Source organism: Burkholderia sp. MSMB617WGS, assembly GCF_001532025.2.
GTDB lineage: Bacteria > Pseudomonadota > Gammaproteobacteria > Burkholderiales > Burkholderiaceae > Burkholderia > Burkholderia savannae.
This window is the reverse complement of record NZ_CP013457.1, coordinates 398,201-423,760: the sequence shown is the minus strand read 5'-3', so window position 1 is coordinate 423,760 and position 25,560 is coordinate 398,201. Positions and strand designations below refer to the sequence as shown.

At 63.2% G+C, this 25,560-nt stretch carries 38 protein-coding genes; 2 read left to right on the top strand and 36 right to left on the bottom strand.

Annotation, left to right across the window (positions count from 1 at the left end; all coding sequences use genetic code 11):
* Positions 1-89: 89 nt before the first annotated feature.
* The 5 genes from msrQ to WT60_RS02140 all read right to left on the bottom strand — a co-directional run bounded on the left by msrQ (position 90) and on the right by WT60_RS02140 (position 6,131).
* The gene (gene msrQ / locus WT60_RS02160) at positions 90-812 is read right to left on the bottom strand and encodes a protein-methionine-sulfoxide reductase heme-binding subunit MsrQ (protein WP_038749669.1); all 723 of its coding nucleotides are present in this window, start codon (positions 810-812) and stop codon (positions 90-92) included.
* A 9-nt stretch (positions 813-821) separates the two neighbouring features.
* Positions 822-1,817 (bottom strand): protein-methionine-sulfoxide reductase catalytic subunit MsrP, encoded by a 996-nt coding sequence (msrP, locus tag WT60_RS02155; RefSeq protein ID WP_059577376.1) that lies wholly within the window; start codon positions 1,815-1,817, stop codon positions 822-824.
* A 162-nt stretch (positions 1,818-1,979) separates the two neighbouring features.
* The gene (gene ccsB / locus WT60_RS02150; protein WP_059577378.1) at positions 1,980-3,170 is read right to left on the bottom strand and encodes a c-type cytochrome biogenesis protein CcsB; all 1,191 of its coding nucleotides are present in this window, start codon (positions 3,168-3,170) and stop codon (positions 1,980-1,982) included.
* Between the two features lie 4 nt (positions 3,171-3,174).
* Complete coding sequence (locus WT60_RS02145; protein WP_060355898.1) at positions 3,175-5,355, bottom strand: cytochrome c biogenesis protein ResB; 2,181 nt, start codon at positions 5,353-5,355, stop codon at positions 3,175-3,177.
* Positions 5,356-5,483: 128 nt separating this feature from the next.
* Positions 5,484-6,131, bottom strand: a complete 648-nt coding sequence (locus WT60_RS02140) for a c-type cytochrome (protein ID WP_060355899.1) — start codon at positions 6,129-6,131, stop codon at positions 5,484-5,486.
* Positions 6,132-6,346: 215 nt separating this feature from the next.
* Here WT60_RS02140 and yihA point away from each other — a divergent pair, with 215 nt between their 5' ends.
* Entirely contained in the window at positions 6,347-7,006 is a 660-nt protein-coding gene (gene yihA / locus WT60_RS02130) for a ribosome biogenesis GTP-binding protein YihA/YsxC (RefSeq protein ID WP_059577384.1), read from the top strand.
* A 253-nt stretch (positions 7,007-7,259) separates the two neighbouring features.
* Entirely contained in the window at positions 7,260-8,258 is a 999-nt protein-coding gene (hemB, locus tag WT60_RS02125; protein ID WP_038749653.1) for a porphobilinogen synthase, read from the top strand.
* Between the two features lie 162 nt (positions 8,259-8,420).
* Here the strand turns inward: hemB and dsbD are convergent, their stop codons facing one another.
* The 31 genes from dsbD to rpsJ all read right to left on the bottom strand — a co-directional run bounded on the left by dsbD (position 8,421) and on the right by rpsJ (position 25,447).
* The gene (gene dsbD / locus WT60_RS02120; RefSeq protein ID WP_060355900.1) at positions 8,421-10,307 is read right to left on the bottom strand and encodes a protein-disulfide reductase DsbD; all 1,887 of its coding nucleotides are present in this window, start codon (positions 10,305-10,307) and stop codon (positions 8,421-8,423) included.
* A complete protein-coding gene (cutA, locus tag WT60_RS02115; protein ID WP_038749647.1) occupies positions 10,300-10,626 on the bottom strand; it encodes a divalent-cation tolerance protein CutA in 327 nt (108 codons plus the stop codon). The genes dsbD and cutA overlap by 8 nt, the downstream gene beginning before the upstream one ends.
* A 157-nt stretch (positions 10,627-10,783) precedes the next feature.
* Positions 10,784-11,179 (bottom strand): 50S ribosomal protein L17, encoded by a 396-nt coding sequence (gene rplQ, locus WT60_RS02110; RefSeq protein WP_006400638.1) that lies wholly within the window; start codon positions 11,177-11,179, stop codon positions 10,784-10,786.
* A 140-nt stretch (positions 11,180-11,319) separates the two neighbouring features.
* Complete coding sequence (gene rpoA / locus WT60_RS02105) at positions 11,320-12,297, bottom strand: DNA-directed RNA polymerase subunit alpha (RefSeq protein WP_009888441.1); 978 nt, start codon at positions 12,295-12,297, stop codon at positions 11,320-11,322.
* A gap of 127 nt (positions 12,298-12,424) precedes the next feature.
* Positions 12,425-13,048, bottom strand: coding sequence for a 30S ribosomal protein S4 (rpsD, locus tag WT60_RS02100; protein WP_038749644.1), 624 nt, complete (start codon positions 13,046-13,048; stop codon positions 12,425-12,427).
* 152 nt (positions 13,049-13,200) lie between these two features.
* Positions 13,201-13,602, bottom strand: a complete 402-nt coding sequence (gene rpsK, locus WT60_RS02095; RefSeq protein WP_004197937.1) for a 30S ribosomal protein S11 — start codon at positions 13,600-13,602, stop codon at positions 13,201-13,203.
* Between the two features lie 28 nt (positions 13,603-13,630).
* Positions 13,631-13,996, bottom strand: coding sequence for a 30S ribosomal protein S13 (gene rpsM / locus WT60_RS02090; protein WP_038749642.1), 366 nt, complete (start codon positions 13,994-13,996; stop codon positions 13,631-13,633).
* A 38-nt stretch (positions 13,997-14,034) separates the two neighbouring features.
* Positions 14,035-14,151: a 50S ribosomal protein L36 gene (gene rpmJ / locus WT60_RS02085; RefSeq protein ID WP_004199844.1), complete on the bottom strand. Its 117-nt coding sequence runs from the start codon at positions 14,149-14,151 to the stop codon at positions 14,035-14,037.
* A gap of 20 nt (positions 14,152-14,171) precedes the next feature.
* Positions 14,172-14,390, bottom strand: coding sequence for a translation initiation factor IF-1 (gene infA, locus WT60_RS02080; RefSeq protein ID WP_004521905.1), 219 nt, complete (start codon positions 14,388-14,390; stop codon positions 14,172-14,174).
* A 9-nt stretch (positions 14,391-14,399) separates the two neighbouring features.
* Positions 14,400-15,746, bottom strand: a complete 1,347-nt coding sequence (gene secY, locus WT60_RS02075; protein WP_009906430.1) for a preprotein translocase subunit SecY — start codon at positions 15,744-15,746, stop codon at positions 14,400-14,402.
* 44 nt (positions 15,747-15,790) lie between these two features.
* Positions 15,791-16,225 (bottom strand): 50S ribosomal protein L15, encoded by a 435-nt coding sequence (gene rplO / locus WT60_RS02070; protein WP_038749639.1) that lies wholly within the window; start codon positions 16,223-16,225, stop codon positions 15,791-15,793.
* Positions 16,226-16,253: 28 nt separating this feature from the next.
* Positions 16,254-16,436 carry a 50S ribosomal protein L30 gene (gene rpmD, locus WT60_RS02065; protein ID WP_004202755.1) on the bottom strand — a complete coding sequence of 61 codons (183 nt, stop codon included), beginning with the start codon at positions 16,434-16,436 and terminating at the stop codon, positions 16,254-16,256.
* Positions 16,437-16,451: 15 nt separating this feature from the next.
* Complete coding sequence (rpsE, locus tag WT60_RS02060; protein ID WP_004197945.1) at positions 16,452-16,970, bottom strand: 30S ribosomal protein S5; 519 nt, start codon at positions 16,968-16,970, stop codon at positions 16,452-16,454.
* A 13-nt stretch (positions 16,971-16,983) separates the two neighbouring features.
* Complete coding sequence (gene rplR / locus WT60_RS02055) at positions 16,984-17,349, bottom strand: 50S ribosomal protein L18 (protein WP_004197946.1); 366 nt, start codon at positions 17,347-17,349, stop codon at positions 16,984-16,986.
* Between the two features lie 12 nt (positions 17,350-17,361).
* The gene (gene rplF, locus WT60_RS02050) at positions 17,362-17,892 is read right to left on the bottom strand and encodes a 50S ribosomal protein L6 (RefSeq protein WP_038749636.1); all 531 of its coding nucleotides are present in this window, start codon (positions 17,890-17,892) and stop codon (positions 17,362-17,364) included.
* A 20-nt stretch (positions 17,893-17,912) separates the two neighbouring features.
* On the bottom strand, positions 17,913-18,308 hold the full coding sequence (gene rpsH, locus WT60_RS02045) for a 30S ribosomal protein S8 (protein WP_038749635.1): 396 nt from the start codon (positions 18,306-18,308) through the stop codon (positions 17,913-17,915).
* 14 nt (positions 18,309-18,322) lie between these two features.
* Positions 18,323-18,628, bottom strand: a complete 306-nt coding sequence (gene rpsN / locus WT60_RS02040) for a 30S ribosomal protein S14 (RefSeq protein WP_010106961.1) — start codon at positions 18,626-18,628, stop codon at positions 18,323-18,325.
* 7 nt (positions 18,629-18,635) lie between these two features.
* The gene (gene rplE, locus WT60_RS02035; RefSeq protein WP_004202757.1) at positions 18,636-19,175 is read right to left on the bottom strand and encodes a 50S ribosomal protein L5; all 540 of its coding nucleotides are present in this window, start codon (positions 19,173-19,175) and stop codon (positions 18,636-18,638) included.
* Positions 19,176-19,192: 17 nt separating this feature from the next.
* Positions 19,193-19,501: a 50S ribosomal protein L24 gene (gene rplX, locus WT60_RS02030; RefSeq protein ID WP_004197950.1), complete on the bottom strand. Its 309-nt coding sequence runs from the start codon at positions 19,499-19,501 to the stop codon at positions 19,193-19,195.
* A gap of 9 nt (positions 19,502-19,510) precedes the next feature.
* The gene (gene rplN / locus WT60_RS02025; protein ID WP_004197951.1) at positions 19,511-19,879 is read right to left on the bottom strand and encodes a 50S ribosomal protein L14; all 369 of its coding nucleotides are present in this window, start codon (positions 19,877-19,879) and stop codon (positions 19,511-19,513) included.
* Between the two features lie 306 nt (positions 19,880-20,185).
* A complete protein-coding gene (gene rpsQ, locus WT60_RS02020) occupies positions 20,186-20,458 on the bottom strand; it encodes a 30S ribosomal protein S17 (protein WP_004201274.1) in 273 nt (90 codons plus the stop codon).
* Positions 20,455-20,649, bottom strand: a complete 195-nt coding sequence (rpmC, locus tag WT60_RS02015) for a 50S ribosomal protein L29 (protein WP_004199856.1) — start codon at positions 20,647-20,649, stop codon at positions 20,455-20,457. Before rpmC ends, rpsQ begins: the two co-directional genes overlap by 4 nt.
* A 9-nt stretch (positions 20,650-20,658) precedes the next feature.
* Entirely contained in the window at positions 20,659-21,075 is a 417-nt protein-coding gene (rplP, locus tag WT60_RS02010) for a 50S ribosomal protein L16 (RefSeq protein ID WP_004199857.1), read from the bottom strand.
* A 2-nt stretch (positions 21,076-21,077) separates the two neighbouring features.
* Complete coding sequence (rpsC, locus tag WT60_RS02005; RefSeq protein ID WP_038749633.1) at positions 21,078-21,878, bottom strand: 30S ribosomal protein S3; 801 nt, start codon at positions 21,876-21,878, stop codon at positions 21,078-21,080.
* 11 nt (positions 21,879-21,889) lie between these two features.
* Positions 21,890-22,219, bottom strand: a complete 330-nt coding sequence (rplV, locus tag WT60_RS02000; RefSeq protein ID WP_004199272.1) for a 50S ribosomal protein L22 — start codon at positions 22,217-22,219, stop codon at positions 21,890-21,892.
* Between the two features lie 12 nt (positions 22,220-22,231).
* Positions 22,232-22,507, bottom strand: coding sequence for a 30S ribosomal protein S19 (gene rpsS, locus WT60_RS01995; protein ID WP_004199273.1), 276 nt, complete (start codon positions 22,505-22,507; stop codon positions 22,232-22,234).
* Positions 22,508-22,517: 10 nt separating this feature from the next.
* Positions 22,518-23,345, bottom strand: a complete 828-nt coding sequence (gene rplB / locus WT60_RS01990) for a 50S ribosomal protein L2 (protein WP_060355901.1) — start codon at positions 23,343-23,345, stop codon at positions 22,518-22,520.
* A 2-nt stretch (positions 23,346-23,347) separates the two neighbouring features.
* Complete coding sequence (gene rplW, locus WT60_RS01985; protein ID WP_060355902.1) at positions 23,348-23,662, bottom strand: 50S ribosomal protein L23; 315 nt, start codon at positions 23,660-23,662, stop codon at positions 23,348-23,350.
* A complete protein-coding gene (gene rplD, locus WT60_RS01980) occupies positions 23,659-24,279 on the bottom strand; it encodes a 50S ribosomal protein L4 (RefSeq protein ID WP_038749629.1) in 621 nt (206 codons plus the stop codon). The genes rplW and rplD overlap by 4 nt, the downstream gene beginning before the upstream one ends.
* Complete coding sequence (gene rplC / locus WT60_RS01975; protein WP_038749718.1) at positions 24,279-24,938, bottom strand: 50S ribosomal protein L3; 660 nt, start codon at positions 24,936-24,938, stop codon at positions 24,279-24,281. The genes rplD and rplC overlap by 1 nt, the downstream gene beginning before the upstream one ends.
* Positions 24,939-25,135: 197 nt before the next feature.
* A complete protein-coding gene (gene rpsJ / locus WT60_RS01970; protein ID WP_004199280.1) occupies positions 25,136-25,447 on the bottom strand; it encodes a 30S ribosomal protein S10 in 312 nt (103 codons plus the stop codon).
* Between the last annotated feature and the right edge of the window lie 113 nt (positions 25,448-25,560).

Here is a 25,560-nt window from a genome sequence, read left to right as displayed (position 1 = left end):
CCGGACATCGCCTTTCTTTTTGCGCGCCGCGCGATCCCGCCCACGGCGCTCGCGCGAATCGCGAATCGCGCGCGCCGAGCAAGTCTCGCTTACGACACGCGCCCGCCCACCCGGGCCCCACGCCACCGCTGCCGCGCCCACACGGCCACGCGCCAGCCGAGCAGCACGAGCACGATCGCACCGTACAGCTTCGGCAGCACGAGATCGTGCTTGCCCGCCTTCATCCACCAGAAATGCAGGATGCCGAACGCGGCGATCGCGTAAATCGCCTTGTGCAGCGTCTGCCAGTGCCGGCCGAGCCGCCTCGCGATCGCGCGCGGAGATGTCGCGGCAAGCGGAATCAGCAGCATGAACGCGGCGAAGCCGACCGTGACGAACGGGCGCTTGACGACGTCCTTCGCGATGTCCATCACGTCGAACCACTTGTCGAACCAAACGTAGGTCGTAAAGTGCAGCACTGCGTAGAAGAACGCGTAAAGCCCGAGCATGCGCCGCAGCCGCAGCAGCGCGTTGACGCCCGTCAGACGCCGCAGCGGCGTGACGGCGAGCGTGATGCACAGGAACACGAGCGTCCAGAGCCCCGTCGAGCGCGTGATGAATTCGATCGGATTCGCGCCGAGCCGGTCGGTCATCCCGAAGAACACGATGCGCGCGAGCGGGTACAGCGATGCGACGAATACGGCGATCTTCACGGGCGCAAGCCAGCGCGGCGCGCCGCCCGCGCGGCCGGCGTCACGGCGCGGCGCGCGCCCCGGCGCGCCGGCGTTCGCGGTCGTCCCGGCGAATGTCGTGGGTTGCATGTCGTTCTCCATTCGCCGTACTCAGAAATATTTCTTCAGATCCATGCCGCGATACATCGACGCGACCCAATCGCCGTAGCCGTTGAACATCAGCGTCTTGCGCTTCGGCGTGAAGAAGCCGTCCTCGCCGATGCGCCGCTCGCTCGCCTGGCTCCAGCGCGGGTGGTCGACATTCGGATTGACGTTCGAATAGAAGCCGTATTCGTTCGGCGCGTACGTGTTCCAGCTCGTCGGCGGCTGCCGGTCGACGAAACGGATCTTCACGATCGACTTCGCGCTCTTGAAGCCGTATTTCCACGGCACGATCACCCGCACGGGCGCGCCGTTCTGATTCGGCAGCACCTGGCCGTAGACGCCCATCGTGAGCAGCGTCAGCGGGTTCATCGCCTCGTCCATCCGCAGTCCTTCCGAATACGGCCAGTCGAGGATCGGCGCGGACAGCCCCGGCATCTGCGACGGGTCCGCGAGCGTGACGAACTGCACGTATTTCGCGTTGCCGGTCGGCTCGACGCGCTTGATGAGCTCGGCGAGCGGAAAGCCGATCCACGGAATCACCATCGACCAGCCTTCGACGCAGCGCAGCCGGTACACGCGCTCTTCGAGCGGCGCGAGCTTCAGCAGCTCGTCGATGTCGTACACCTTCGGATTCCTGATCTCGCCCTCGACCGACACGCGCCACGGACGCGGCCGCAGCGTGCCGGCGTAGCGCGACGGATCGCCCTTGTCGGTACCGAATTCGTAGAAGTTGTTGTAGGTCGTGATGTCCTTGAACGACGTCACCTTCTCCGGGACGACGAACTTCGGATTGGTCGGCGCGGCGAGCTTGCGCGCCTTCGGCTCCGGGGACGTGTACGCGGCGAGCGCGAGCCGGTGCGCGCCGACCAGCCCGCCCGCCGCGGCGGCGCCCGCCGCCTGCAGGATGCGCCGGCGGTTCTCGAACACCGCTTGCGGCGTGATTTCGCTGCGCGGGATGTCGTCGCCCGCAAGCATGGCGCGCAGCGTCTTCTTGATCAACATGTCGATGCTCCGTTCTGCCAGTCGGAGCGCGCGCCCCGACAAACCTTGGACCCAGTTCCGCACCGACCGTTTCGACAGCTTAGCGCTAAACGGACGGTACAAGAAAAAACCGCCGAGCACGCAGTGCGTCGGCGGTTATTAGTCGTTCGAGCGGCGCGGATCTTACAGCTTGCCGTAACTGTGCAGGCCGGACAGGAACATGTTGACGCCGAGGAACGCGAACGTCGTGACGAGCAGGCCCGTCAGCGCCCACCACGCGGCGACCGTGCCGCGCAGCCCTTTCATCAGACGCATGTGCAGCCACGCTGCGTAATTCAGCCACACGATGAGCGCCCAGGTTTCCTTCGGGTCCCAGCTCCAGTAGCCGCCCCAAGCCTCGGCCGCCCACAGCGCGCCGAGAATCGTCGCGATCGTGAAGAACGCGAAGCCCACCGCGATCGACTTGTACATCACGTCGTCGAGCACCTCGAGCGCCGGCAGCCGATCGGCGAGCACGCCGCGCTCCTTCACCAGATACGCGACCGCGACCATCGCGGACAGCGCGAAGCTGCCGTAGCCGATGAAGTTCGCGGGCACGTGAATCTTCATCCACCAGCTCTGCAGCGCGGGAACGAGCGGCTGAATCTGCTGCGCGTCGCGCGCGATCGAGTACCACATCAGGAAGCCGACGGCCGCGCTGATCACGAGCAGCACGAACGCGCCCAACGCGCGCGTGCCGTAGTGCCCTTCGTAGTACAGATAGAGGAGCGCGGTGATGAGGCTGAACAGCACGAAGACTTCGTACAGGTTCGACACCGGAATGTGGCCGACGTCCGAGCCGATCAGATACGACTCGTACCAGCGCACCATCAAGCCCGTGAAGCCCATCAGCACGGCGACCCACGTGAGCTTCTGGCCGATCGCGCCGCCCGATTCGGAGCGCGACAGCATGCCGATCCAGTAGAAGAGGGTCGCGAGCACGAAGAGCGCGCTCATCCAGAGGATCGCCGACTGGCTCGACAGGAAGTACTTGAGCAGGAATGCCGAATCGGCGCGCGCGAGATCGCCGTGATAGATCTGCAACGACAGCAGCGACAGCGCGGCGATCGCGGCCATCAGAAGCCGCGCGGGCTTCCAGCGCCAGCCGAGCGCGACGAGCGCGGGCACGGTGCCGATCAGCACGGCCTTGTCGTAGTAATCCATGTGCGCGTGGTACTGCGCGAGCGCGAAGCCCGCGCCCGCCACGAGCGCCAGTGCGAACAGCCAGTCGACGAGCGACAGGCGGCGCAGGAACGGCCGATCGTCGAAGAGCGCCCGCCCGGCCGCGTCGGAAGCGCGCGGCGCGCGGGATGGCGAAACTTGGGTCAGATCCATGATGTTACCGAGTCGAGTCCTTGGAACCGGCGCTGTCGGGCGCGCGGGAGGCAGGCGGCGCGCCGAGTGCGGCGCCGGCCGCGTCGCGCGTCTGCACGAATTCCTTTTCGAAGTCGAATGTCTTGCGCGCGGAGGACATCGCCATCAGCACGCTGACGCCCGCGCCCGTATCCTTGAGCCAGAACCAGAGGCGTCGCTCGCGCACGTAGAACATCGCGAAGATGCCGGCGACGAGCAGCAGGCTGCCAAGATACACCAGATTCTTGCCCGGCGCGCGCGTCAGCTGGAACACCGACGCCTGCACCTGCTTGAACGAATCGAGCTGCAGATAGACGGGCGCGCCGTACAGGAAACTGTCCGACAGCGCGTTGATCGCGTTCTGCACGAAGCGCACCGTGTCCTGCGTCTGCTGAACGGGCGGCTCGCTCGCGCGCTCGCGCGCGATTTGCCACACTTCCCACATCGAGCCCTCGAGCATCCGCAACAGCAGCGCGGCGGCCTTCTCCTTCTCGTCTTTCGGCACCGAACGGTCGATGAAGGTCGCGACCGCCTGGAAGCCGCCCACCGGATTGCCGTCGGCGCCGCGGCCGATGCCGCCGTCCGCGCCGGCGAAAAGGGTCAGGACGCGCTGCGCGCTGTCTTCGAGCCGGTCGCGCAACGCGGCATCGCCGGCGCTCAGCGAATGCTGCGCGAAGCGCCGCGCCGCCTCGGTGCGCGCCGCCGGGTCCTCGAGCGTCGCGCGCAGCCGCATCCATTCGCCGACGGTGTCGCGGCTGTCGGCCGGAATCCGCAGATAGCGGAACGGATCGTTCGGGCTCGCGCGCACGCCGGCGAGGAACACGCGATCGCCGCCCATGTCGACGGGCAGCATGTAATTGTTGAACTCGCGCGCCTGGCCGTCCTTGCCGCGCACCTTGTACTGGACCGACGGCCCGATGTTGTGCAGTTCGAGCGGCTTCGACGTCTTCGCGCCGGAGCCGAGCCGCTCGTCGAAGATCTCCTTGATCGAGCGGTTCGCCGCGACGCCGCGCGCGTCGGTCTTGCCGTTCGCGTCGGTAACGTTCTCGACGTTGATCGCGCGGAAATCGGAGAACTCGACGGTCTCGCCGTCGGCGCCCGCCATCGGCAGCGGCGCCGAATTGCCGATCGTGCCCTTGAACGGGAACGTCGCGGCGCTCGAGCCGGCCATCGGATACGCGGTCATTTCCATCAGCGAGCCGCCGTCCTGGAAGCTCGACTGATAGATCGACACGCCCTTGTACGTGAACGGCTTGTTGACCTCGACGCGCACGGGAATCCGCTTGCCGGTCTCGCGATCGACGACGACGATGTCGCTCGCGAAGAGCTTCGGCATGCCGGTCGAGTAGTAGTCGACGATGAATTTCTCGAGCTGGATCGAGAACGGCAGATCCTGGATCAGCGAGCCGGTCGGCTGATTGAGGATCGCGGTCGACACGTACTGGCCCTCCGGCACCCATGCGTAGCCGCGGAACGTCGGGTTAGACGCGGACAGCCGGTGCTCGGGCCCGATCTCGCTGATCGTCGCGCTCGAGTTGACGGGGCTCTTGCCGAACATCCACATCTGGAATTTGATCGGCAGGTTGCTGTCGAGCAGGCCGCCGACACAGATCACGACGATCGCGAGGTGCGCGGCGATGTAGCCGAACTTCGTCAGCGCGCCGCGCTTCGCGGCGACGAGCGTCGCGCCGTCCGACTCGCGCACGACGTGCCTGTAGCCCGCCTTCGCGACGAACGCTGCGACGGTCTGCGTCGCGCGCGCGCGATCCCCCGAAACCGCGAATTCGGCCTTGTGGTGGAACGCGCGCAGGCTGCCTTCGCGGACCTTGTCCTTCCAGCTCTTCACGTCGGCGAGCATCTTCGGCGCGTTGCGGATCACGCACAGCGAGATCGACGCGACGAGGAAGATCAGGATCAGCATGAACCACCACGCGCTGTAGACCGTGTAGAGGCTGAGCGCGCGGAAGATGTCCGCCCAGAACGGGCCGAACTGGTTGACGTAGTTAGGGTACGGATCGTCCTGCGTGAGGACCGTGCCGATGATGCTCGCGATCGACAGGACGACGAGCAGCGCGATCGCAAAACGCATCGAGCTCAGCAGCTCGACCGCGCGCTTGACTGCGGACTGTCCCGCTCTCGACTGCAACCCCGACGTGGTAACGCTCATTCAAACTCCAACTCACAGCAAAAAAGGGCAAGGCGGCCGTGCTTCGACGGCGCCCCACCCTTTTCTTGTTCTAGCGGCCGCCGCGCACGCGGACGGCTCGTTCATTCGGCTCGCGAACCGAAATCGGCTCAGTGCAGGCCGGCGATGTAATCGGCGACGGCCTTGACCTCGCCGTCCGTCAGCCGCAGCGCGATCTGATGCATCGCCTCGTTGCTGCGCGTGCCCTGCTGGAACGCGGTCAGCTGCGCGACCGTGTAGTCGGCCCACTGCCCCGACAACCGGGGATACTGAATCGGAATCCCTTGTCCCGTCGGCCCATGGCAGCTCGCGCAGGCGGGCACGCCCTTCTCGGTGATGCCGCCGCGATAGATTTTCTGCCCGGCGGGCACGGTGGCCGCGTCGCGCGCGGCGCCGAGCTTGGCCGACTGCGCCCCGTAATAGGCGGCGACATTGCGCGCGTCTTGATCGTTCAGCGCGCTCGCGAATCCGACCATCACGGCGTTGACGCGCACCGGCCCCTTCGCGCCCGGCTGCGTCTTGAAATCGTGCAACTGCTTGACGAGGTAATCGGGATGCTGGCCGGCGAGCTTCGGGAACGAACCCGTCGCGCTGTTGCCGTCGGCACCGTGGCACGCCGCGCACACCTGCGTCGCGATCGCCTTGCCCCGGTCGAGATCCGGCTTCGCCGCATCCGCCGCCTTTGCCTCCGCCATGAAACCAACGAGCCCTGCTACTGCGAACTGAAGCACCACCGAAGACTTGCTCAGTCGATTCATTCGCACACCTTGTTTCGTCTTGTGGGAGTAGTGAGGTTCTGCAAAAAACGACGGCGCCCAGTCTACCGTAGAAGCGCGCTCATCAGCTTCCGCCGGCTGCGGCAAATGCGCCGTATTGTACAATACCCCGATGAAAGCCCCGATGCCCATCAGGGCTACTTCGGGGCTCCCCGCCTTCCACCGCGCGGCCCACGCCGCCCGTCGCCTCCTGTCCCATGGCCTTCTTGCTCCATCAAGCCCGCTTCTTCACGACCGTCAATCATCTGCGCGACCTGCCGCCGACCGCGCAGCCCGAAATCGCGTTCGCAGGCCGCTCGAATGCCGGCAAATCGACGGCGATCAACGTGCTTTGCAATCAGAAGCGGCTCGCTTTCGCGTCGAAGACGCCCGGGCGCACGCAGCACATCAACTATTTCTCGGTCGGCCCGGCCGCGGAGCCCGTCGCGCACCTCGTCGATCTGCCGGGCTACGGCTACGCGGAAGTGCCGGGCGCGGCGAAGGCGCACTGGGAGCAATTGCTGTCGACGTACCTGCAATCGCGCCCGCAGTTGCGCGGGATGATCCTGATGATGGACTCGCGCCGGCCGCTCACCGAACTCGATCGCCGGATGATCGAATGGTTCGCGCCGACCGGCAAGCCGATTCACACGCTTCTGACGAAGTGCGACAAATTGACGCGGCAGGAGAGCATCAACGCGCTGCGTGCGACGCAAAAGGGGCTCGACGCGTATCGGGACGCGGGTTACGCAGGCAAGCTGACGGTGCAGCTTTTCTCGGCGCTCAAGCGCACGGGGCTCGACGACGCGCACGCGCTGATCGAGAGCTGGGTGCGGCCCGCGGCCGCCGACGAAGATCGCGCGGCTGTAGCAGAATGACGATCGCGCGACGTGCTGCGTGACGCACGTCCCACCTGACGGATGTCTCGATTCGTGCGGCCCATAAAAAAACCCGCCGTTTGACGGCGGGTTAAACAGCCTAATCGAAAAACGACAGGCACCCGCTCAGGGAGGAGAAGCGGGGAGCATTGCGCAGTGCGCGTTGCTCGATCGCTATCATATACCATTGTCTCAAAAGTTTACCGAAGGGAACTGTAAGGTTCCGTCGGGCACAGATCCCAGCCATTCCGCCATGAGCATCCATCCCCTGCACCGCCCTCGCCGCATGCGCCGCGACGATTTCTCGCGCCGCCTGATGCGCGAGAACATCCTCACCACGAACGATCTGATCTACCCCGTGTTCGTCGTCGAAGGCACGAACGTGCGCCAGCCGGTGCCGTCGATGCCGGGCGTCGAGCGCGTGTCGGTGGATCTGCTGATGGGCGTCGCCGAGCAATGCGTCGAACTCGGCGTGCCGGTCCTGTCGCTCTTCCCGGCGATCGAGCCGTCGTTGAAGACGCCCGACGGCCGCGAGGCAACCAATCCCGAAGGGCTGATCCCGCGCGCGGTGCGCGAGCTGAAGCGCCGCTTCCCCGAGCTCGGCGTGCTGACCGACGTCGCGCTCGATCCGTATACGAGCCACGGCCAGGACGGCGTGCTCGACGAATCCGGTTACGTGCTCAACGACGAAACGCTCGAGATCCTCGTCGAGCAGGCGCGCGCGCAGGCGGAAGCGGGTGTCGACATCGTCGCGCCGTCGGACATGATGGACGGCCGCATCGGCGCCGTGCGCGAGATGCTCGAGAGCGACGGCCACATCTACACGCGAATCATGGCGTACTCGGCAAAGTATGCGTCCGCGTTCTACGGCCCGTTCCGCGACGCCGTCGGCTCCGCGTCGAATCTCGGCAAGAGCAACAAGATGACCTACCAGATGGACCCCGCCAACAGCGACGAAGCGTTGCGCGAAGTGCGCCTCGACATCGACGAAGGCGCGGACATGGTAATGGTGAAGCCCGGCATGCCGTATCTCGACATCGTGCGCCGCGTGAAGGACGAATTCCGCTTTCCGACCTACGTCTATCAGGTGAGCGGCGAGTACGCGATGCTGAAGGCCGCCGCGCAGAACGGCTGGCTCGATCACGACAAGGTCGTGCTCGAATCGCTGCTTGCGTTCAAGCGAGCGGGCGCGGACGGCATCCTCACGTACTTCGCGCTCGACGCGGCGCGGCTGCTGCGCGCGCAGAAGTAAGCGTCAGACGCGGGCGTTTGCGCAAGCGAAGCGGAACGCGCGAATAGCGAAATCGAAAATGGCGAGGCTCGATGCCTCGCCATTTTTATTTGCGCCAGATCGACTTCGGCGGCGATGGCGGCGCGCGCCGCGCATTCGCTCGCCGGGCCCGCTTCGATTCCGTCACGACGCCGACAACGCAGCCGGCAGCGACATCCGATCGAGACTGCGCAGGAACCGATCGGCGGATTGATAGCCGACGACGCGACCGCGCTCCTGCCCGTTCCGCTCGAACACGATGATGCCCGGCGGTCCGAACAGGCCGAAGCGCTTCAAGAGCGCCTGATCGTCCGGCGTGTTCGCCGTCACGTCCGCGCGCACGAGACGCATTTGTGCGAGCCGCGCGCCGACGCGCGCGTCGCTGAACGTCAGATGCTCCATCTCCTTGCAGCTCACGCACCAGTCCGCATAAAAGTCGAGCATTACCGGCTGCGTCGACGTCTTCACGATCTCGTCGAGCTCGGCGAGCGAGCGCACCGGCGCGAACGCCGGCCCTTCATGCGCAACCGAGCCGGCACTCGCGGCGGCCGCGCCGACCGGCGCCGCGCGCGCCGCGAGCACCGCGAGCGGGCGCAGCGGATCGGTCGAGCCCGCCGCGAGTCCGACGAGGAGCGTCGCGGCCCAGATCGCGAGCGCCGCACCGAGCCCGCGCCCAAGGCGACGCCAGATCGACGACGAGCCCGAATGCGGCGTGAAGAGCCCGAGCGCGGCGGCGGCGATCAGCAGCCACAACGCGCCCAGACCGAGCTGCGACGCGGCGTTCAGCGCCGGCCAGACGATCCACAGCGCAGCGGCGAGCAGCACGACGCCGAAGAACACCTTCACGCCGTCCATCCACGCGCCGGCGCGCGGCAACAGTGTGCCCGCGCCGATCCCGATGACGAGGAGCGGAACGCCGAGGCCGACGCCCATCGAGAAGAGCGCGGCGCCGCCGAGGAACGCGCTGCCGGTGTGCGCGATGAACGCGAGCACGGCGAAAAGCGGCGCGGTCATGCACGCGCCGACGACGAGCGCCGACAGCGCGCCCATCGTCGCGACGGCCGCGAAGCGTCCGCCCTTGCGCGGCCCGGTCGTCTGCGCGGCGCCGCTCTGCCAGCGCTGCGGCAACGTGATGTCGATTCCGCCGATCAGCAGCAGCGCGAACACCGTGAGGAGCAGCGCGAACGCGCCGAGCACCCACGGATTCTGCAGCCACGCGCCGAGGCTCTGCCCGACGAGCGCCGCCGCGACGCCGAGCGCCGTATAGACGAGCGCCATGCCGATCACATAGGTGAGCGATAGCGCAAACGCGCGCGTGCGCGTCGCATGCGCGCCTTCGCCGACGATGATCGCCGACAAGATCGGGATCATCGGATACGAGCACGGCAACAGGCTCAGCACCATGCCGGCCACGAAATAGAGCGCGACGATCGTCAGGAATCCGTGGCCTTCGAGCAACGAACGTGCGTAGTCGGCACTCGTCACGCGCTCGTACCAGCTGCCGCTGTCGGCGGCGGCCGGATCGGCTCCGGCCGCCGCCGCGACGGGGCGCGCGCCGGCTGCGCCGAGCGCCGCGCCGTCGATCCGCGCGACGTGCTCGGCGGGCGGATAGCAGATCCCCTCGTCCGCACAGCCCTGCGACGTCACCGCCAGCTCGAACGGCCCCGCCGCCTGCTTGACGGGCAGATGGATCGTCAGGTCGCCGCGGTAGGTCTCGACGTTCTTCTGGAACGTCGGATCGAACTTCACGTGCCCGGCGGGCAGTTGCGGCTCGCCGAGCGTCGCCGAGCCGCTTTTCACGGCGAACGCGAAGCGCTCGCGATACATGTAATAGCCGTCGGCAATCTTGAAATGAATGTCGACCTGCCCCGGCGCCTCGCTCGCGCTGAATTTGAACGCGACGGAAGGGTCGAGGAAGTCGTCAGCGGCGCGCGCCGCGAACGACGCGCCGAGCAGCGCACCGAGCAGCGCGACGACGGCGAGCAGGAAGCAAAGGCGGGACTGCGCGTAAAGCGGAATACGGTTAAACATGAAATAGACGCTGAGTTTCGGTAGCCACCCACTGGCCGTAGGCGGCGGACGCCGTCGCCTGCCACGAGACGATTTCCGGGACGTCGTACGGGTGGTGCGACTGGATATAGCGTTCGAGCTCGAGCGCCCGCACGGCGCTCGTCTTGAACAGCAACTGGATCTCGTCGGCCGTCTCGACCTTGCCCTGCCAATGGTAGCTCGAACGGATCGCGCCGAGCTCGGATACGCACGCGGCGAGCCGGGCCGACAGCGCGCCGTCGGCGAGCGCGCGGGCGACGGCGGCGTCGGGCACGGTCGTCAACATCATCACGATCACCATTCGCGCCTCCGTGTGCTCGTTGAAACGTCATATCGTATCGCACGTCGGGTGAGCGCGTGGGCCGCGCGTGCGCGTCAATCCGACGCACGAAATCGGTCAACGAAAACAAAAAGGGCCAAGCATTGCTTGGCCCTTCGTGCTACGTGCGGGAAAACGCTTATTCGGCTTCCTGGACGTTTTCGGTCTCGTCGACTTCCGGACGGTCGAGCAGCTCGACGAGCGCCATCGGCGCGTTGTCGCCGACGCGGAAACCGAACTTCAGGATGCGCAGATAGCCGCCCGGACGGTTCGCGAAGCGCGGGCCGAGCACGTCGAACAGCTTCGCGACGGAATCGCGATCGCGCAGGCGGTTGAACGCCAGCCGGCGGTTCGCGAGCGACGGCTTCTTGCCGAGCGTGATGAGGGGCTCGACCACCTTACGAAGTTCCTTCGCCTTCGGCAGCGTCGTCTTGATGACTTCGTGCTCGATCAGCGAGTTGGACATGTTGCGGAGCATAGCCAGACGGTGGCTGCTCGTGCGGTTCAGTTTCCGCAGACCATGACGGTGACGCATTTCAGTTTCCTTGATTCAAAGTTTTGATCCAGCTCTTCTATCGCGCGAGAAAATCAGGCGCACGGGCCGGTATGAAAAAAAGCAAGATGCGGATTTTAAAAGAAAATCCGCATCTTGACCAGTTACCGCGGCAACCGGGATTACTTGTCGAGGCCGGCCGGCGGCCAGTTCTCGAGCTTCATGCCCAGCGTGAGACCGCGCGAAGCGAGCACTTCCTTGATCTCGTTGAGCGACTTGCGGCCGAGGTTCGGCGTCTTCAGCAGCTCGTTTTCCGTGCGCTGGATCAGGTCGCCGATGTAGTAGATGTTCTCGGCCTTCAGGCAGTTCGCCGAACGGACGGTCAGCTCGAGGTCATCGACCGGGCGCAGCAGGATCGGGTCGATCTGCGGCGCGCGCGACGGCGCTTCCGCGGCCGTTTCCGTGCCTTCCAGCGCCGCGAACACGGACAGCTGGTCGACGAGGATGCGTGCCGATTGGCGGATCGCTTCTTCCGGCGTGATGACGCCGCTCGTTTCGATGTTCATCACGAGCTTGTCGAGGTCGGTACGCTGCTCGACGCGCGCGCTCTCGACCGCATAGCTCACGCGGCGAACCGGCGAGAACGACGCGTCCAGGACGATGCGGCCGATGATCTTCGCCGTCTCGTCGCCGTAACGGCGCACGTTGCCCGGCACGTAGCCGCGGCCCTTCTCGACCTTGATCTGCACGTCGAGCTTGCCGCCCTTCGACAGATGCGCGATCACGTGATTCGGGTTGATGACTTCGCAGTCGTGAGCCAGTTCGATATCGCCGGCCGTCACGACGCCTTCGCCTTCCTTGCGCAGCGTCACCGTGACTTCGTCGCGGTTATGCAGCTTGAACACCACGCCCTTCAGGTTCAGCAGCAGGTTGACGACGTCCTCTTGCACACCATCAAGCGTCGAATACTCGTGCACGACGCCGGCGATCGTCACTTCGGTCGGCGCGTAACCGACCATCGACGACAACAGCACGCGGCGAAGCGCATTGCCCAAGGTGTGGCCGTAACCGCGTTCGAACGGTTCCATCACCACCTTCGCGTGGTTCTCGCCCAGCGATTCCACGGCGATGATCTTGGGTTTCAACAAACTGGTTTGCATAGGTTTTCCTTTTCAATACCCTCGGCTCGTTACACCGATAAGGCTGACCGGTAACAACCTGAAAATGAACAGCCGAGGCCCTGCCTTGCGCGACGCAATGAACAGGATTCCTCGGCCATCAATCGGATTAACGCGAATACAATTCGACGATCAGGCTTTCGTTGATGTCGCCCGCGATGTCGGCGCGCTCCGGCATTTGCTTGAACGTGCCTTCGAACTTCTTCGCATCGACCGCAACCCAGCTCGGCATGCCGCCTTGCTCGGCCAGCGACAGCGCTTCGACGATACGCGCCTGCTTCTTTGCCTTTTCACGGATCGAGATCACGTCGCCCGACTTCACTTGCAGCGACGGGATGTTCGCGACGATGCCGTTGACGGTGATCGCCTTGTGGCTCACGAGCTGACGCGCTTCAGCGCGGGTCGAGCCGAAGCCCATGCGGTACACGACGTTGTCGAGACGCGACTCGAGCAGTTGCAGCAGGTTTTCACCCGTGTTGCCCTTGCGGCGGTCGGCTTCTGCGAAGTAGCGGCGGAACTGACGCTCCAGCACGCCGTAAATGCGCTTGACCTTCTGCTTTTCGCGGAGCTGCGTGCCGTAGTCCGACGTGCGCGCACCCGAGGTGCGGCCGTGCTGACCGGGCTTGCTGTCGAGCTTGCACTTGTCGGCGAGCGAGCGGCGCGCGCTCTTCAGGAACAGATCGGTGCCTTCACGGCGAGACAGCTTGGCTTTAGGGCCGATATAACGTGCCACTTTGCATTCCTCTATCTATCTATGACGCGAACCGGAATCCGCGCTAGTTCGCGCCCTTTGGGGCGAACGGTGGGCTTAATCAATCAAATGCGCAATCAAAAAAGCGCAGCCCGTCGACGCAAAGCGGCGACAGGCAAGGCGCCAACGCATCGTTAGATGCGGCGACGCTTCGGCGGACGGCAGCCGTTGTGCGGAATCGGCGTCACGTCCGAAATCGCGGTGATCTTGATGCCGAGACCGTGCAGTGCGCGCACTGCCGACTCGCGGCCCGGGCCGGGGCCCTTGATCCGCACTTCCAGATTCTTCACGCCATATTCCATCGCCACGCGGCCGGCCGACTCGGCAGCCACCTGTGCGGCGAACGGCGTCGATTTGCGCGAGCCCTTGAAGCCCTGGCCGCCCGACGTCGCCCACGCCAGCGCATTGCCCTGGCGATCGGTGATCGTGATGATCGTGTTGTTGAACGACGCGTGAACGTGAACCACGCCTTCAGCGACGTTCTTCTTGACTTTCTTGCGAACGCGTTGCGCCGCGGTGTTCGAAGCCTTAGCCATTACGTTTTCCTGTAACTGTCAGTTCCGCTTACTTCTTCAGCGCTTGCGCTGCACGACGCGGACCCTTGCGAGTACGGGCGTTCGTACGCGTACGCTGGCCGCGCATGGGCAAGCCCTTGCGATGGCGCACGCCGCGGTAGCAGCCGAGGTCCATCAGGCGCTTGATGTTCATCGTCACTTCACGGCGCAGATCGCCTTCGACGACAAACTTGCCCACTTCTTCACGCAGCTTTTCGAGGTCTGCGTCGGTCAGGTCCTTGACCTTCTTCGAGAAAGCCACACCAGAAGCCACGCAGATGCTGCGCGAGCGCGTGCGGCCGATACCAAAAATCGCCGTCAGACCGATTTCGGTATGCTGGTGGTTCGGGATGTTAACCCCTGCGATACGAGCCATTGTTTTTCCTCAAACAAAAAGCGCAAACAAACGCGCAGTCAGCCTTGACGCTGCTTGTGACGCGGATCCGAGCTGCAGATCACGCGAACCACGCCCTTGCGCTTGATGATCTTGCAATTGCGGCAAATGCGCTTAACCGATGCCATCACTTTCATGATATTACCCTTTTTCTAAATCACTTCGCCCGGAACACGATCCGCGCACGAGACAGATCGTAAGGCGTCAATTCAACCGTCACCTTGTCGCCGGGAAGGATACGGATGTAGTGCATCCGCATCTTTCCGGAGATATGTCCCAATACGACATGGCCGTTTTCCAGCTTCACCCGGAAGGTCGCATTCGGAAGGTTTTCGATCACCTCACCCTGCATCTGGATTACATCGTCTTTGGCCATAAGTCCTTTTTAACGCATTGGGATGTTGCCGCCCTTGAAATTGGCTTTCTTGAGCAGCGACTCATACTGTTGCGACATAACGTACGACTGCACCTGCGCCATGAAGTCCATCGTGACGACGACAATGATCAGCAGCGACGTTCCACCAAAATAAAACGGCACGTTCCAGCGCAACACCAGGAACTCCGGCAGCAGACACACGAAGACGATGTAGATCGCACCGGCCAGCGTGAGACGCGTGAGAATCCGGTCGATGTATCGCGCGGTCTGGTCGCCCGGACGGATGCCCGGCACGAACGCGCCACTCTTCTTCAGGTTGTCCGCGGTTTCCCTGCTGTTGAACACCAGCGCGGTGTAGAAGAAGCAGAAAAACACGATTGCCAGCGTGTAAAGCAGCACATAGACCGGCTGGCCCGGCTTCAGCGCTTCCGCGACGTTGTGCAGCGTGTCGGACAGCCAGCCCTTGCGCTCGCCCGAGCTGAACCAGCTCAGGATCGTCGCCGGGAACAGGATGATCGACGATGCGAAGATCGGCGGAATCACGCCCGACATGTTCAGCTTCAGCGGCAGGTGCGACGACTGCCCGCCGTAAATCTTGTTGCCGACCTGGCGCTTCGCGTAGTTCACGAGGATCTTGCGCTGACCGCGTTCGATGAACACGACCAGGTAAGTCACCGCGGCGATCAGAACGACGATGATGATCGCCGAAATGATGCTCATCGAACCCGTGCGCACCAGCTCGAACAACCCACCGACGGCATTCGGGAACCCTGCTGCGATCCCGCCGAAGATGATGATCGAGATGCCGTTGCCGAGACCACGCTCGGTGATCTGCTCGCCGAGCCACATCAGGAACATCGTTCCCGTCACCAGCGTGACGACCGTCGTCAGACGGAACACCGCGCCCGGATCGGTCACGAGCCCCGGCTGATTCTCCAGCGCGGCCGCGATGCCGAAAGCCTGGAACGTCGCGAGCACCACGGTGAAGTACCGCGTGTACTGCGTGATCTTCCGCTGTCCGGCCTGCCCTTCCTTCTTCAGCGCCTCGAGCTGCGGCGACACGATCGCCATCAGCTGCATGATGATCGACGCCGAGATATACGGCATGATCCCCAGCGCGAAGATCGTAAAGCGAGACAGCGCGCCACCCGAGAACATGTTGAACATGCCCAGGATGCCGCCCGCCTGGCTCTGGAACAGCTTCGCCAGCTGATCCGGGTCGATGCCCGGCACCGGGATGTGCGCGCCGATGCGATAGACGATCAGCGCCAGCAGCAAGAACATTGCACGCCGACGCAGATCGCCGAACTTCGCCGTGCTTCGACCGGGTTTTGCGAGACTCGGGCTGTTAGCCAAGTATCTTCTCCGATGCAAATGCTAGTGACGGCACGCGTTGCGTGTCACTCGGCAAACGAACCGCCGGCCGCCTCGATCGCGGCGCGCGCACCCTTCGTCGCACCGAGACCCTTGACGACGATCTTGCGCTTCAGCTCGCCCGTCGCGATGATCTTCGCGCTCTTGGTCAGCTCGCCGACGAGGCCGGCTTGCTTCAGAGCGAGCAGATCGACTTCGTCGACCGGCAGCTTTTCGAGGTCGGAGAGGCGCACTTCACCGACGAATTCCTTCGTCAGGGACGTGAAGCCGCGCTTCGGCAGACGACGCTGCAGCGGCATCTGACCGCCTTCGAAGCCGACCTTGTGAAAGCCGCCCGAACGCGATTTCTGACCCTTGTGACCACGGCCGGCCGTCTTACCGAGGCCGGAACCGATGCCGCGGCCAACGCGACGCTTCGCATGCTTAGCGCCTGCCGCCGGCTTCAGGTTATTCAATTCCATATCAACTCCTTGATCCGTAGTCGGCCGCTTAACCGATGACCTTCACAAGGTACGAGACCTTGTTGATCATCCCGCGCACCGCCGGCGTATCCTGCAGTTCGCTGACCGAGTTGAGACGGCGCAGACCCAGACCGCGCACGGTGGCGCGGTGCGATTCGCGGGTCCCAATCAGGCTCTTCACGAGCTGAACCTTGACAGTTTTTTCAGACATGGTGACCACCTGGGCTTAGCCCAAAATTTCTTCGACGGACTTGCCGCGCTTCGCCGCGATGTCGGCCGGGGTCGACTGCTTGCGCAGGCCGTCCAGCGTCGCACGAACGAGGTTGTACGGGTTCGTCGAGCCGTGGCTCTTCGCGACGACGTTCTGCACGCCCATCACGTCGAACACCGCGCGCATCGGGCCGCCGGCGATCACGCCGGTACCGTCCTTCGCCGGAGCGAGGAGAACCGTCGACGCACCGTGCTTGCCGTGCACTTCGTGCTGCAGCGTGCCGTTCTTCAGCGGCACCTTGAACATGTTGCGGCGGGCCTGCTCCATCGCCTTCTGGACGGCAACCGGCACTTCCTTCGCCTTGCCCTTGCCCATGCCGACGCGGCCATCGCCATCGCCAACCACGGTCAGTGCGGCGAAGCCGAGAATACGGCCACCCTTCACGACCTTGGTCACGCGATTGACCGAGATCATCTTTTCGCGAAGGCCGTCGTCGCGCTCGTCAGCCTGAACTTTCGCTTGCATCTTTGCCATGACGATTCCTTCCTTAGAACTTGAGCCCAGCTTCGCGAGCTGCCTCGGCCAGCGCCTTCACGCGGCCGTGGTAGCGGAAGCCCGAGCGGTCGAAGGCGACGGATTCGATGCCGGCGGCCTTGGCCTTTTCGGCGATACGCTTGCCGATCAGCGTGGCAGCGGCGACGTTGCCGCCCTTGCCCGACTTGTCGGCGAGCTGAGCGCGCACTTCGGCTTCGAGCGTCGACGCGCTGGCCAGCACCTTGGTGCCGCAGGGCGAGAACACCTGAGCGTAGATGTGCGTGTTCGTGCGATGCACGGCGAGACGCGCGACCTGCAACTCAGCGATCTTGATACGCGTCTGGCGAGCGCGGCGCAGGCGAGATTGAGTCTTATCCATGATTGCGCACCCTTACTTCTTCTTCGTTTCTTTGAGGATCACAACCTCGTCGGCATAGCGCACGCCCTTGCCCTTGTACGGCTCGGGCGGACGGTAGCCGCGCACTTCGGCAGCGACTTGGCCGACTTTCTGCTTGTCGATCCCCTTGATCACGATTTCGGTTTGCGTCGGGGTTTCAGCCTTGACGCCTTCCGGCATCTGGTGCACCACCGGGTGCGAGAAACCCAGCGACAGGTTCAGCTTGTCGCCTTGCGCCTGCGCACGATAACCGACGCCAACCAGCGTCAGCTTGCGCTCGAAACCCTTGGTCACGCCGTGCACGGCATTCGCGATGATCGCGCGCATCGTGCCCGACAGTGCATTTGCTTCGCGGCTGTCGTCGACCGGCGACAGGTTCAGCGTGCCGTCGTTGTTCGCCACGTTCACGAGCGGATTGACCGCTTGCGTGATGGTGCCCAGCGGACCCTTGACGATGATCGCACCGTCGGCCAGCTTGACTTCCGCGCCTTGCAGCGCGATCGGGCTCTTACCTACTCGAGACATGTTCCTCTCTCCTTTCGGCTTTAAGCGACGTAGCAGATGACTTCGCCGCCGACGCCGGTAGCGCGCGCCTTGCGGTCGGTCATCACGCCCTTCGGCGTCGACACGATTGCCACACCGAGGCCATTCATGACCTGCGGAATCTCGTTACGGCCGCGGTACACGCGCAGACCCGGCTTCGACACGCGCTCGAGGCGCTCGATGACCGGACGGCCCGCGTAGTACTTCAGCGCGATGTTCAGCTCGGCCTTCGCGCCTTCCGCCTTCACGGCGAAATCGTCGATATAACCTTCGTCCTTCAGGACCTGCGCGATCGCAACCTTGACCTTCGACGAGGGCATCGACACCGAAACCTTCTCGACCATCTGCGCGTTGCGGATGCGAGTCAGCATATCGGCGATAGGATCACTCATGCTCATTTATGTTTCTCCTATTACCAGCTCGCCTTGGTCAGGCCAGGAATCTCGCCACGGAATGCGATTTCACGAATCTTGTTGCGCGCGAGGCCGAACTTGCGGAACGTGCCGCGCGGACGGCCCGTGATCGCGCAGCGGTTACGCTTGCGGGTCGGGTTCGCGTTGCGGGGCAGTTGCTGCAGTTCCAGGCGAGCGGCGTAGCGCTCTTCTTCGGACTTGCTCGCGTCGTCGATGATCGCCTTCAGTTCAGCACGCTTCGGAGCGTACTTTTGCGCAAGGCGAGCGCGCTTCTTTTCACGTTCGATCAGTGCCAGTTTAGCCACGGTAACCTCAGTTTCTGAACGGGAACTTGAAGCTGGCGAGCAGAGCCTTCGCTTCGTCGTCGGTCTTCGCGGTCGTCGTGATGCTGATGTTCAGCCCACGCAGCGCGTCGATCTTGTCGTAATCGATTTCGGGGAAAATGATCTGCTCTTTCACACCGATGTTGTAGTTGCCGCGACCATCGAATGCACGGCCCGACACGCCGCGGAAATCGCGCACGCGGGGCAGGGCAACCGTCACGAAACGATCGAGGAATTCGTACATCGCGCGGCCGCGCAGCGTGACCATCGCGCCGATCGGGTAGCCTTGACGAATCTTGAAGCCCGCGATTGCCTTGCGAGCCTTCGTCACGACAGGCTTCTGACCCGCGATCTTCGTCAGATCGCCGACGGCGTTCTCGATGATCTTCTTGTCGGCGACCGCTTCGCCAAGACCCATGTTCAGCGTGATCTTGGTGATGCGCGGCACTTCCATGACCGACTTGTAGCCGAACTTCTCGATCAGGCCGGGAACAACCTTCTCTTTGTAAAACTCTTGAAAACGTGCCATTTCTCTACTCCGCAGCGTCAGGCGCTCAGCACGGCACCGGTCGTCTTCAGGAAGCGAACCTTCTTGCCATCCTCGACCTTGATGCCAACACGCGAAGCCTTGCCGTTCGCGTCGACCAGTGCGACGTTCGAAATATGCAGCGGCATCGTCTTCGCTTCCACGCCGCCCGTCGTACCCTTCATCGGGTTCGGCTTCACATGCTTCTTGACGAGGTTGATACCCTCGACCGTCACATGCTCGGCGCCCACGGCCAGCACGACACCGCGCTTGCCTTTGTCCTTGCCGGTGATGACGATCACTTCGTCACCCTTGCGAATCTTGTTCATCGCGACTCCTTACAGCACTTCCGGCGCCAGCGACACGATCTTCATGAATCGTTCGCTACGCAGCTCACGCGTGACCGGCCCGAAGATACGGGTGCCGATCGGCTCGAGCTTGTTATTCAAAAGCACAGCGGCGTTGCCGTCGAACTTGATCAGCGAGCCGTCTTGACGGCGAACGCCCTTAGCGGTGCGGACCACCACGGCGTTGTAGATTTCGCCTTTCTTCACGCGCCCGCGCGGCGTTGCCTCTTTGACGCTCACCTTGATGATGTCGCCAATGCTGGCATAACGACGCTTCGAGCCGCCGAGCACCTTGATGCACATGACTTCACGCGCACCCGTGTTGTCGGCCACTTCAAGCCGAGATTCGGTCTGGATCATGGTTTGTCTTTCCCAACTTAATCCGGATACGCCACCATGGCGCATACGGTCAGTCTTGGTCCCGTCAGCCGAGGCTGCTTGGGTTGGAACAGCAGCGACGGCAAACGAAACCCGCCATCGCAATCGGTGAATCCTTCGGAGCAGGCCTGACGCCAGTCCGCTTCCCCCACCAGTCACTTCGCCCGCGACGGGGCTCCCATAAAGAGGGAAGACCGGGATTATAACAAATAATCCCGGCCACGCAAGCAAAAACTTTGCGATTTCAAGCACTTCTACTGCTGAAGCACTTTTTACTGCCTTTCCCGCTTAGATCACGCGGGCCGCCTCGACGAGACGCGAAACCGCCCAGGCCTTCGTCTTCGAAACAGGACGGGTTTCCTGGATTTCGACGAGATCGCCTTCGTTGTAGGTGTTCGCTTCATCGTGCGCGTGGTACTTCTTCGAGCGCACGACATACTTGCCGTAGATCGGGTGCTTGACGCGGTGCTCGACCAGCACGGTGACGGTCTTGTCCATCTTGTTGCTGACGACCTTACCGACGAGCGTCCGCTTCAGCGAGGTTTTCACGCTATCGTTCATTTCTGGTTCGCCTTCTGAGTCAGGACGGTCCGCACACGTGCGATGTCGCGACGAACCTTCTTCAGCTGGCTCGTGTTCGTGAGCTGCTGGGTCGCGAGTTGCATGCGCAGGCCGAATTGCGCCTTCAACAGGTCCGACAGCTCCTTGTTGAGCGCGGCCTGATCTTTCTGGAGAAGTTCGGAAGCCTTCATGTTTTCTCCTTAGGCGCCGAGCTGACGCACGATGAACGTCGTCTTCAGCGGCAGCTTCGCTGCGGCCAGACGGAACGCTTCACGCGCCAGTTCTTCGGATACGCCATCCATTTCATACAGCATCTTGCCCGGCTGAATCTCGGCGACGTAGTACTCAGGGTTACCCTTACCGTTACCCATCCGCACTTCGGCCGGCTTCTGCGAAATCGGCTTGTCCGGGAAGATGCGAATCCAGATGCGGCCGCCGCGCTTGATGTGACGCGTCATTGCACGACGCGCCGCCTCGATCTGACGCGCGGTCAGACGGCCGCGACCGACAGCCTTCAGGCCGAACTCACCGAACGACACGGCGTTGCCGCGCGTGGCGATACCGGTGTTACGGCCCTTCTGCTCTTTGCGATACTTCCTGCGTTTCGGTTGCAGCATCGTTATTCTCCAGTCTTGCCGTCTTCCGGCTTGCCGGCGCCACGGCGCGGTGCGCCACGGCGAGCACCCGGAGCGCCGCCTTCACCGTCACGGCGCGGACGACGGTCGCCCGGACGCGCGTTGCGACGCGGACGCTTGTCTTCGGTCACTTCTTCGACCACCGGCGCGTCGTTGCGGCCGAGCGTGTCGCCCTTGTAGACCCACACCTTGACGCCGATGACACCGTACGTCGTCTTTGCTTCCGACGTTGCGTAGTCGATGTCGGCGCGCAGCGTGTGCAGGGGCACGCGGCCTTCGCGGTACCACTCGGTACGCGCGATTTCGATGCCGTTCAGACGACCGGCGCTCATGATCTTGATGCCTTGGGCACCCAGACGCATCGCGTTCTGCATCGCGCGCTTCATCGCGCGGCGGAACATGATCCGGCGCTCGAGCTGCTGCGTGATCGAATCGGCGATCAGTTGCGCATCGGTTTCCGGCTTGCGGATCTCTTCGATGTTGACGTGAACCGGCACGCCCATGCGGCGTTGCAGTTCCGTCTTCAGCAGTTCGATATCCTCGCCCTTCTTGCCGATGACGACGCCCGGACGCGAGCTGAAAATCGTGATGCGCGCGTTCTTCGCCGGACGCTCGATGATGACCCGACCGACCGAAGCATTCTTCAGCTTCTTCTTCAGGTACTCACGAACACCGATGTCTTCCTGCAGCATCGCCGCGAAATTGTTGTTGTTCGCGTACCAGCGCGAAGCCCAATTGCGGCTGACAGCCAGGCGGAAGCCAGTCGGATGAATTTTCTGTCCCATCGTATGGCTCCTTAATTCCCGACCGTCACAGTGATGTGACAGGATTGCTTCTCAATGCGGTTGCCGCGGCCCTTTGCGCGCGCGGTGAAACGCTTGAGCGACGCAGCCTTGTCGACGTAAATGCTCTTGATCTTGAGCTCGTCGATGTCGGCGCCTTCGTTGTGCTCCGCATTCGCGATCGCCGACAGCACGACCTTCTTCACGATGCCAGCCGCCTTCTTCGGCGAGAACGTCAGAACGTTCAGCGCCTTGTCGACCGGCAAACCGCGGATCTGGTCAGCCACAAGGCGCGTCTTCTGCGCCGAGATGCGGGCACCGCGATGAATTGCTTTCACTTCCATCTTGATAGCCCCTTATTTCTTGGCCTTCTTGTCGGCCGCGTGACCCTTGAACGTACGGGTCAGTGCGAACTCGCCAAGCTTGTGGCCGACCATGTTTTCCGAGATGTACACCGGAACGTGTTGACGGCCGTTGTGGACGGCGATCGTCAGACCGATGAAGTCCGGAAGGATCGTCGAGCGACGCGACCAGGTCTTGATCGGCTTCTTGTCGCGCGAAGCTGCAGCCGCCTCAACTTTCTTCAGCAAATGGGCGTCGCAGAACGGACCTTTTTTAACAGAACGTGCCATTGCCTACTCCTTAACGCTTGTGACGGCGCTGGACGATCATCGTCGTCGTGCGCTTGTTGCGACGCGTACGGAAGCCCTTCGTCGGCGTGCCCCACGGGCTCACCGGGTCGCGGCCCGCAGCGGTACGGCCCTCACCACCACCATGCGGGTGGTCGATCGGGTTCATTGCGACGCCACGCACCGTCGGACGGATACCGCGCCAACGGTTCGCACCGGCCTTGCCGATCTGGCGCAGGCTGTGCTCTTCGTTGCCGACTTCACCGATCGTCGCGCGGCACTCGATGTGCACGCGGCGGATTTCGCCCGAACGCAGACGAACCTGCGCGTACACGCCTTCGCGTGCGAGCAGCATCGCCGACGTACCGGCCGAACGCGCCATCTGCGCGCCCTTGCCCGGCAGCATTTCGATGCAGTGAATCGTCGTACCGACCGGAATGTTGCGGATCGGCAGCGTGTTGCCCACGCGAATCGGCGCTTCCGAGCCCGACATCAGTTGCTGGCCCACCGTCACGCCCTTCGGCGCGATGATGTAGCGGCGCTCGCCGTCTGCGTACAGCACGAGCGCGATGTTCGCGCTGCGGTTCGGGTCGTACTCGAAACGCTCGACCTTCGCCGGAATGCCGTCCTTCGTGCGACGGAAATCGATCATGCGGTAGTGCTGCTTGTGACCACCGCCCTGGTGACGCGTCGTGATGCGGCCATTGTTGTTGCGGCCAGCCTTGGAGCTCTGCGTGCCGAGCAGCGCCGCGTGCGGCTTGCCCTTGTGCAGTTCCTTGTTGACCACCTTGACCATCGCGCGGCGACCCGGCGACGTCGGCTTGACTTTGACGATTGCCATGATTACTTGGCCTCCGCTTCAAAGTTGATTTCCTGGCCGGGCTTCAGGCACACGTATGCCTTCTTCACGTCCTTGCGGCGGCCCATCGAACGGCCGAAGCGCTTTTGCTTGCCCTTCTGAACCAGCATGTTGACGGAATCAACTTCAACCTTGAACAGCAGCTCGACAGCCGCCTTCACTTCCTGCTTCGTGGCATCCGGCGCGACTTCGAACACGACTTGCTCGTTCTTGTCGGCAACCAGCGTCGCCTTTTCGGAAATCACCGGTGCGAGCAGGACCTGCATCAAACGATGATCGTTCTTGCGAATCTCGCTCATGACAGCAACTCCTCGATCTGGGCGACCGCAGCCTTCGTGACCAGCACTTTCTTGAAGTAGATCAGCGACAGCGGGTCAGCGTAGCGCGGCTCGACAATCGCCACGTGGGGCAGATTGCGCGACGCGAGGTACAGGTTTTCGTCGACCGTGTCGGTGATGACCAGCACGGAATCGAGACCCATGGCCTTGAACTTGTCGGCCAGCAGCTTGGTCTTCGGCGCTTCGAGGACGATATCCTCGACGACCGACAGACGGCCTTCGCGGGCCAGCTGCGAGAAGATCGAGCAGAGGCCTGCGCGATGCATCTTCTTGTTGACCTTGTGCGAGAAGTTTTCGTCGGGCGAGTTCGGGAAGATCCGACCGCCGCCACGCCACAGCGGGCTCGACGACATACCGGCACGAGCGCGGCCCGTGCCCTTCTGGCGCCACGGCTTCTTGGTCGTGTGCTTGACTTGCTCGCGATCCTTCTGAGCGCGGTTGCCCTGGCGAGCGTTCGCCTGGTATGCAACGACGACCTGGTGGATCAGCGCTTCGTTGTAGTCACGGCCGAACACGACGTCCGACGCATTGACCGCCGCACCTTCCTGACCATTCGCATTCAGGAGCTTGAGTTCCATTATTTCGCCCCCTTCACAGCACGCGTCTTCACGGCCGGCGTCACGAAAACCTTGCCGCCCTTCGCACCCGGAATCGCGCCCTTGACGAGCAGCAGCTTGCGCTCTGCGTCGATACGAGCGATTTCGAGGTTCTGCACCGTCACCGTCACGTCACCCATGTGACCCGTCATGCGCTTGCCCGGGAACACACGGCCCGGATCTTGCGCCATACCGATCGAGCCCGGCACGTTGTGCGAGCGCGAGTTACCGTGCGATGCACGGCCGGAACCGAAGTTGTAGCGCTTGATCGTGCCCGCGTAGCCCTTACCGATCGACACGCCCTGCACGTCGACCTTCTGGCCCACTTCGAACAGATCCGGACCGATCACGGCGCCGTTCGACAACTCGGCGGCCTTGTCGGCTTCGATGCGGAATTCCTTGAGGATTTCACCGGCTTGGACACCGGCTTTGGCGAGATGACCTGCCAGCGGCTTCGTCACGCGCGATGCGCGGCGGGAGCCGAATGCAACCTGCACGGCCGTGTAGCCGTCGGTTTCAACAGTCTTGATCTGCGTCACGCGGTTGTCCGACACGTCGAGCACGGTGACGGGAATCGAATCCCCTTCCGCCGTGAAGATACGGGTCATGCCAACCTTGCGACCTACGAGTCCAAGGCTCATCGTTTTCTCCATTCCCGACTGCGATTGGTCGGGGCTAATTTACAAAACGCCGCAACCCGAAGAGGCTCAGGTCACCGGCTTTTTACGCAAATACGCGAAAAGCCCAACATTATAGCGAGGCTCATCGTTTTTCGCAAGCAATCAAAGACTTAGCGCCATCCGGCGAGCCGCGTGGCGCCGAAAGCCTTCGATCAGCCTTACTGCAGCTTGATTTCCACGTCGACGCCAGCCGGCAGGTCGAGCTTCATCAGCGCGTCGACCGTCTTGTCGGTCGGATCGACGATGTCCATCAGGCGCTGGTGGGTGCGGATTTCGAGCTGATCGCGCGACGTCTTGTTGACGTGCGGCGAACGCAGGATGTCAAAACGCTGGATGCGCGTCGGCAGCGGCACCGGGCCACGGACGATTGCGCCAGTCCGCTTCGCCGTATCGACGATCTCGGCCGCCGATTGATCGATCAGACGATAATCGAAAGCCTTCAGGCGAATGCGGATTTTCTGTTGCTGCATGACGATTCCTTGAAAAGAGCGAGGCGATATTGCATCGCCAGACACCAAAAGAACGCGAAACCCGGAGCCTGCGGGGAGCGAAGCGCCACGTTCCGAACGGTACTTCCACTGCT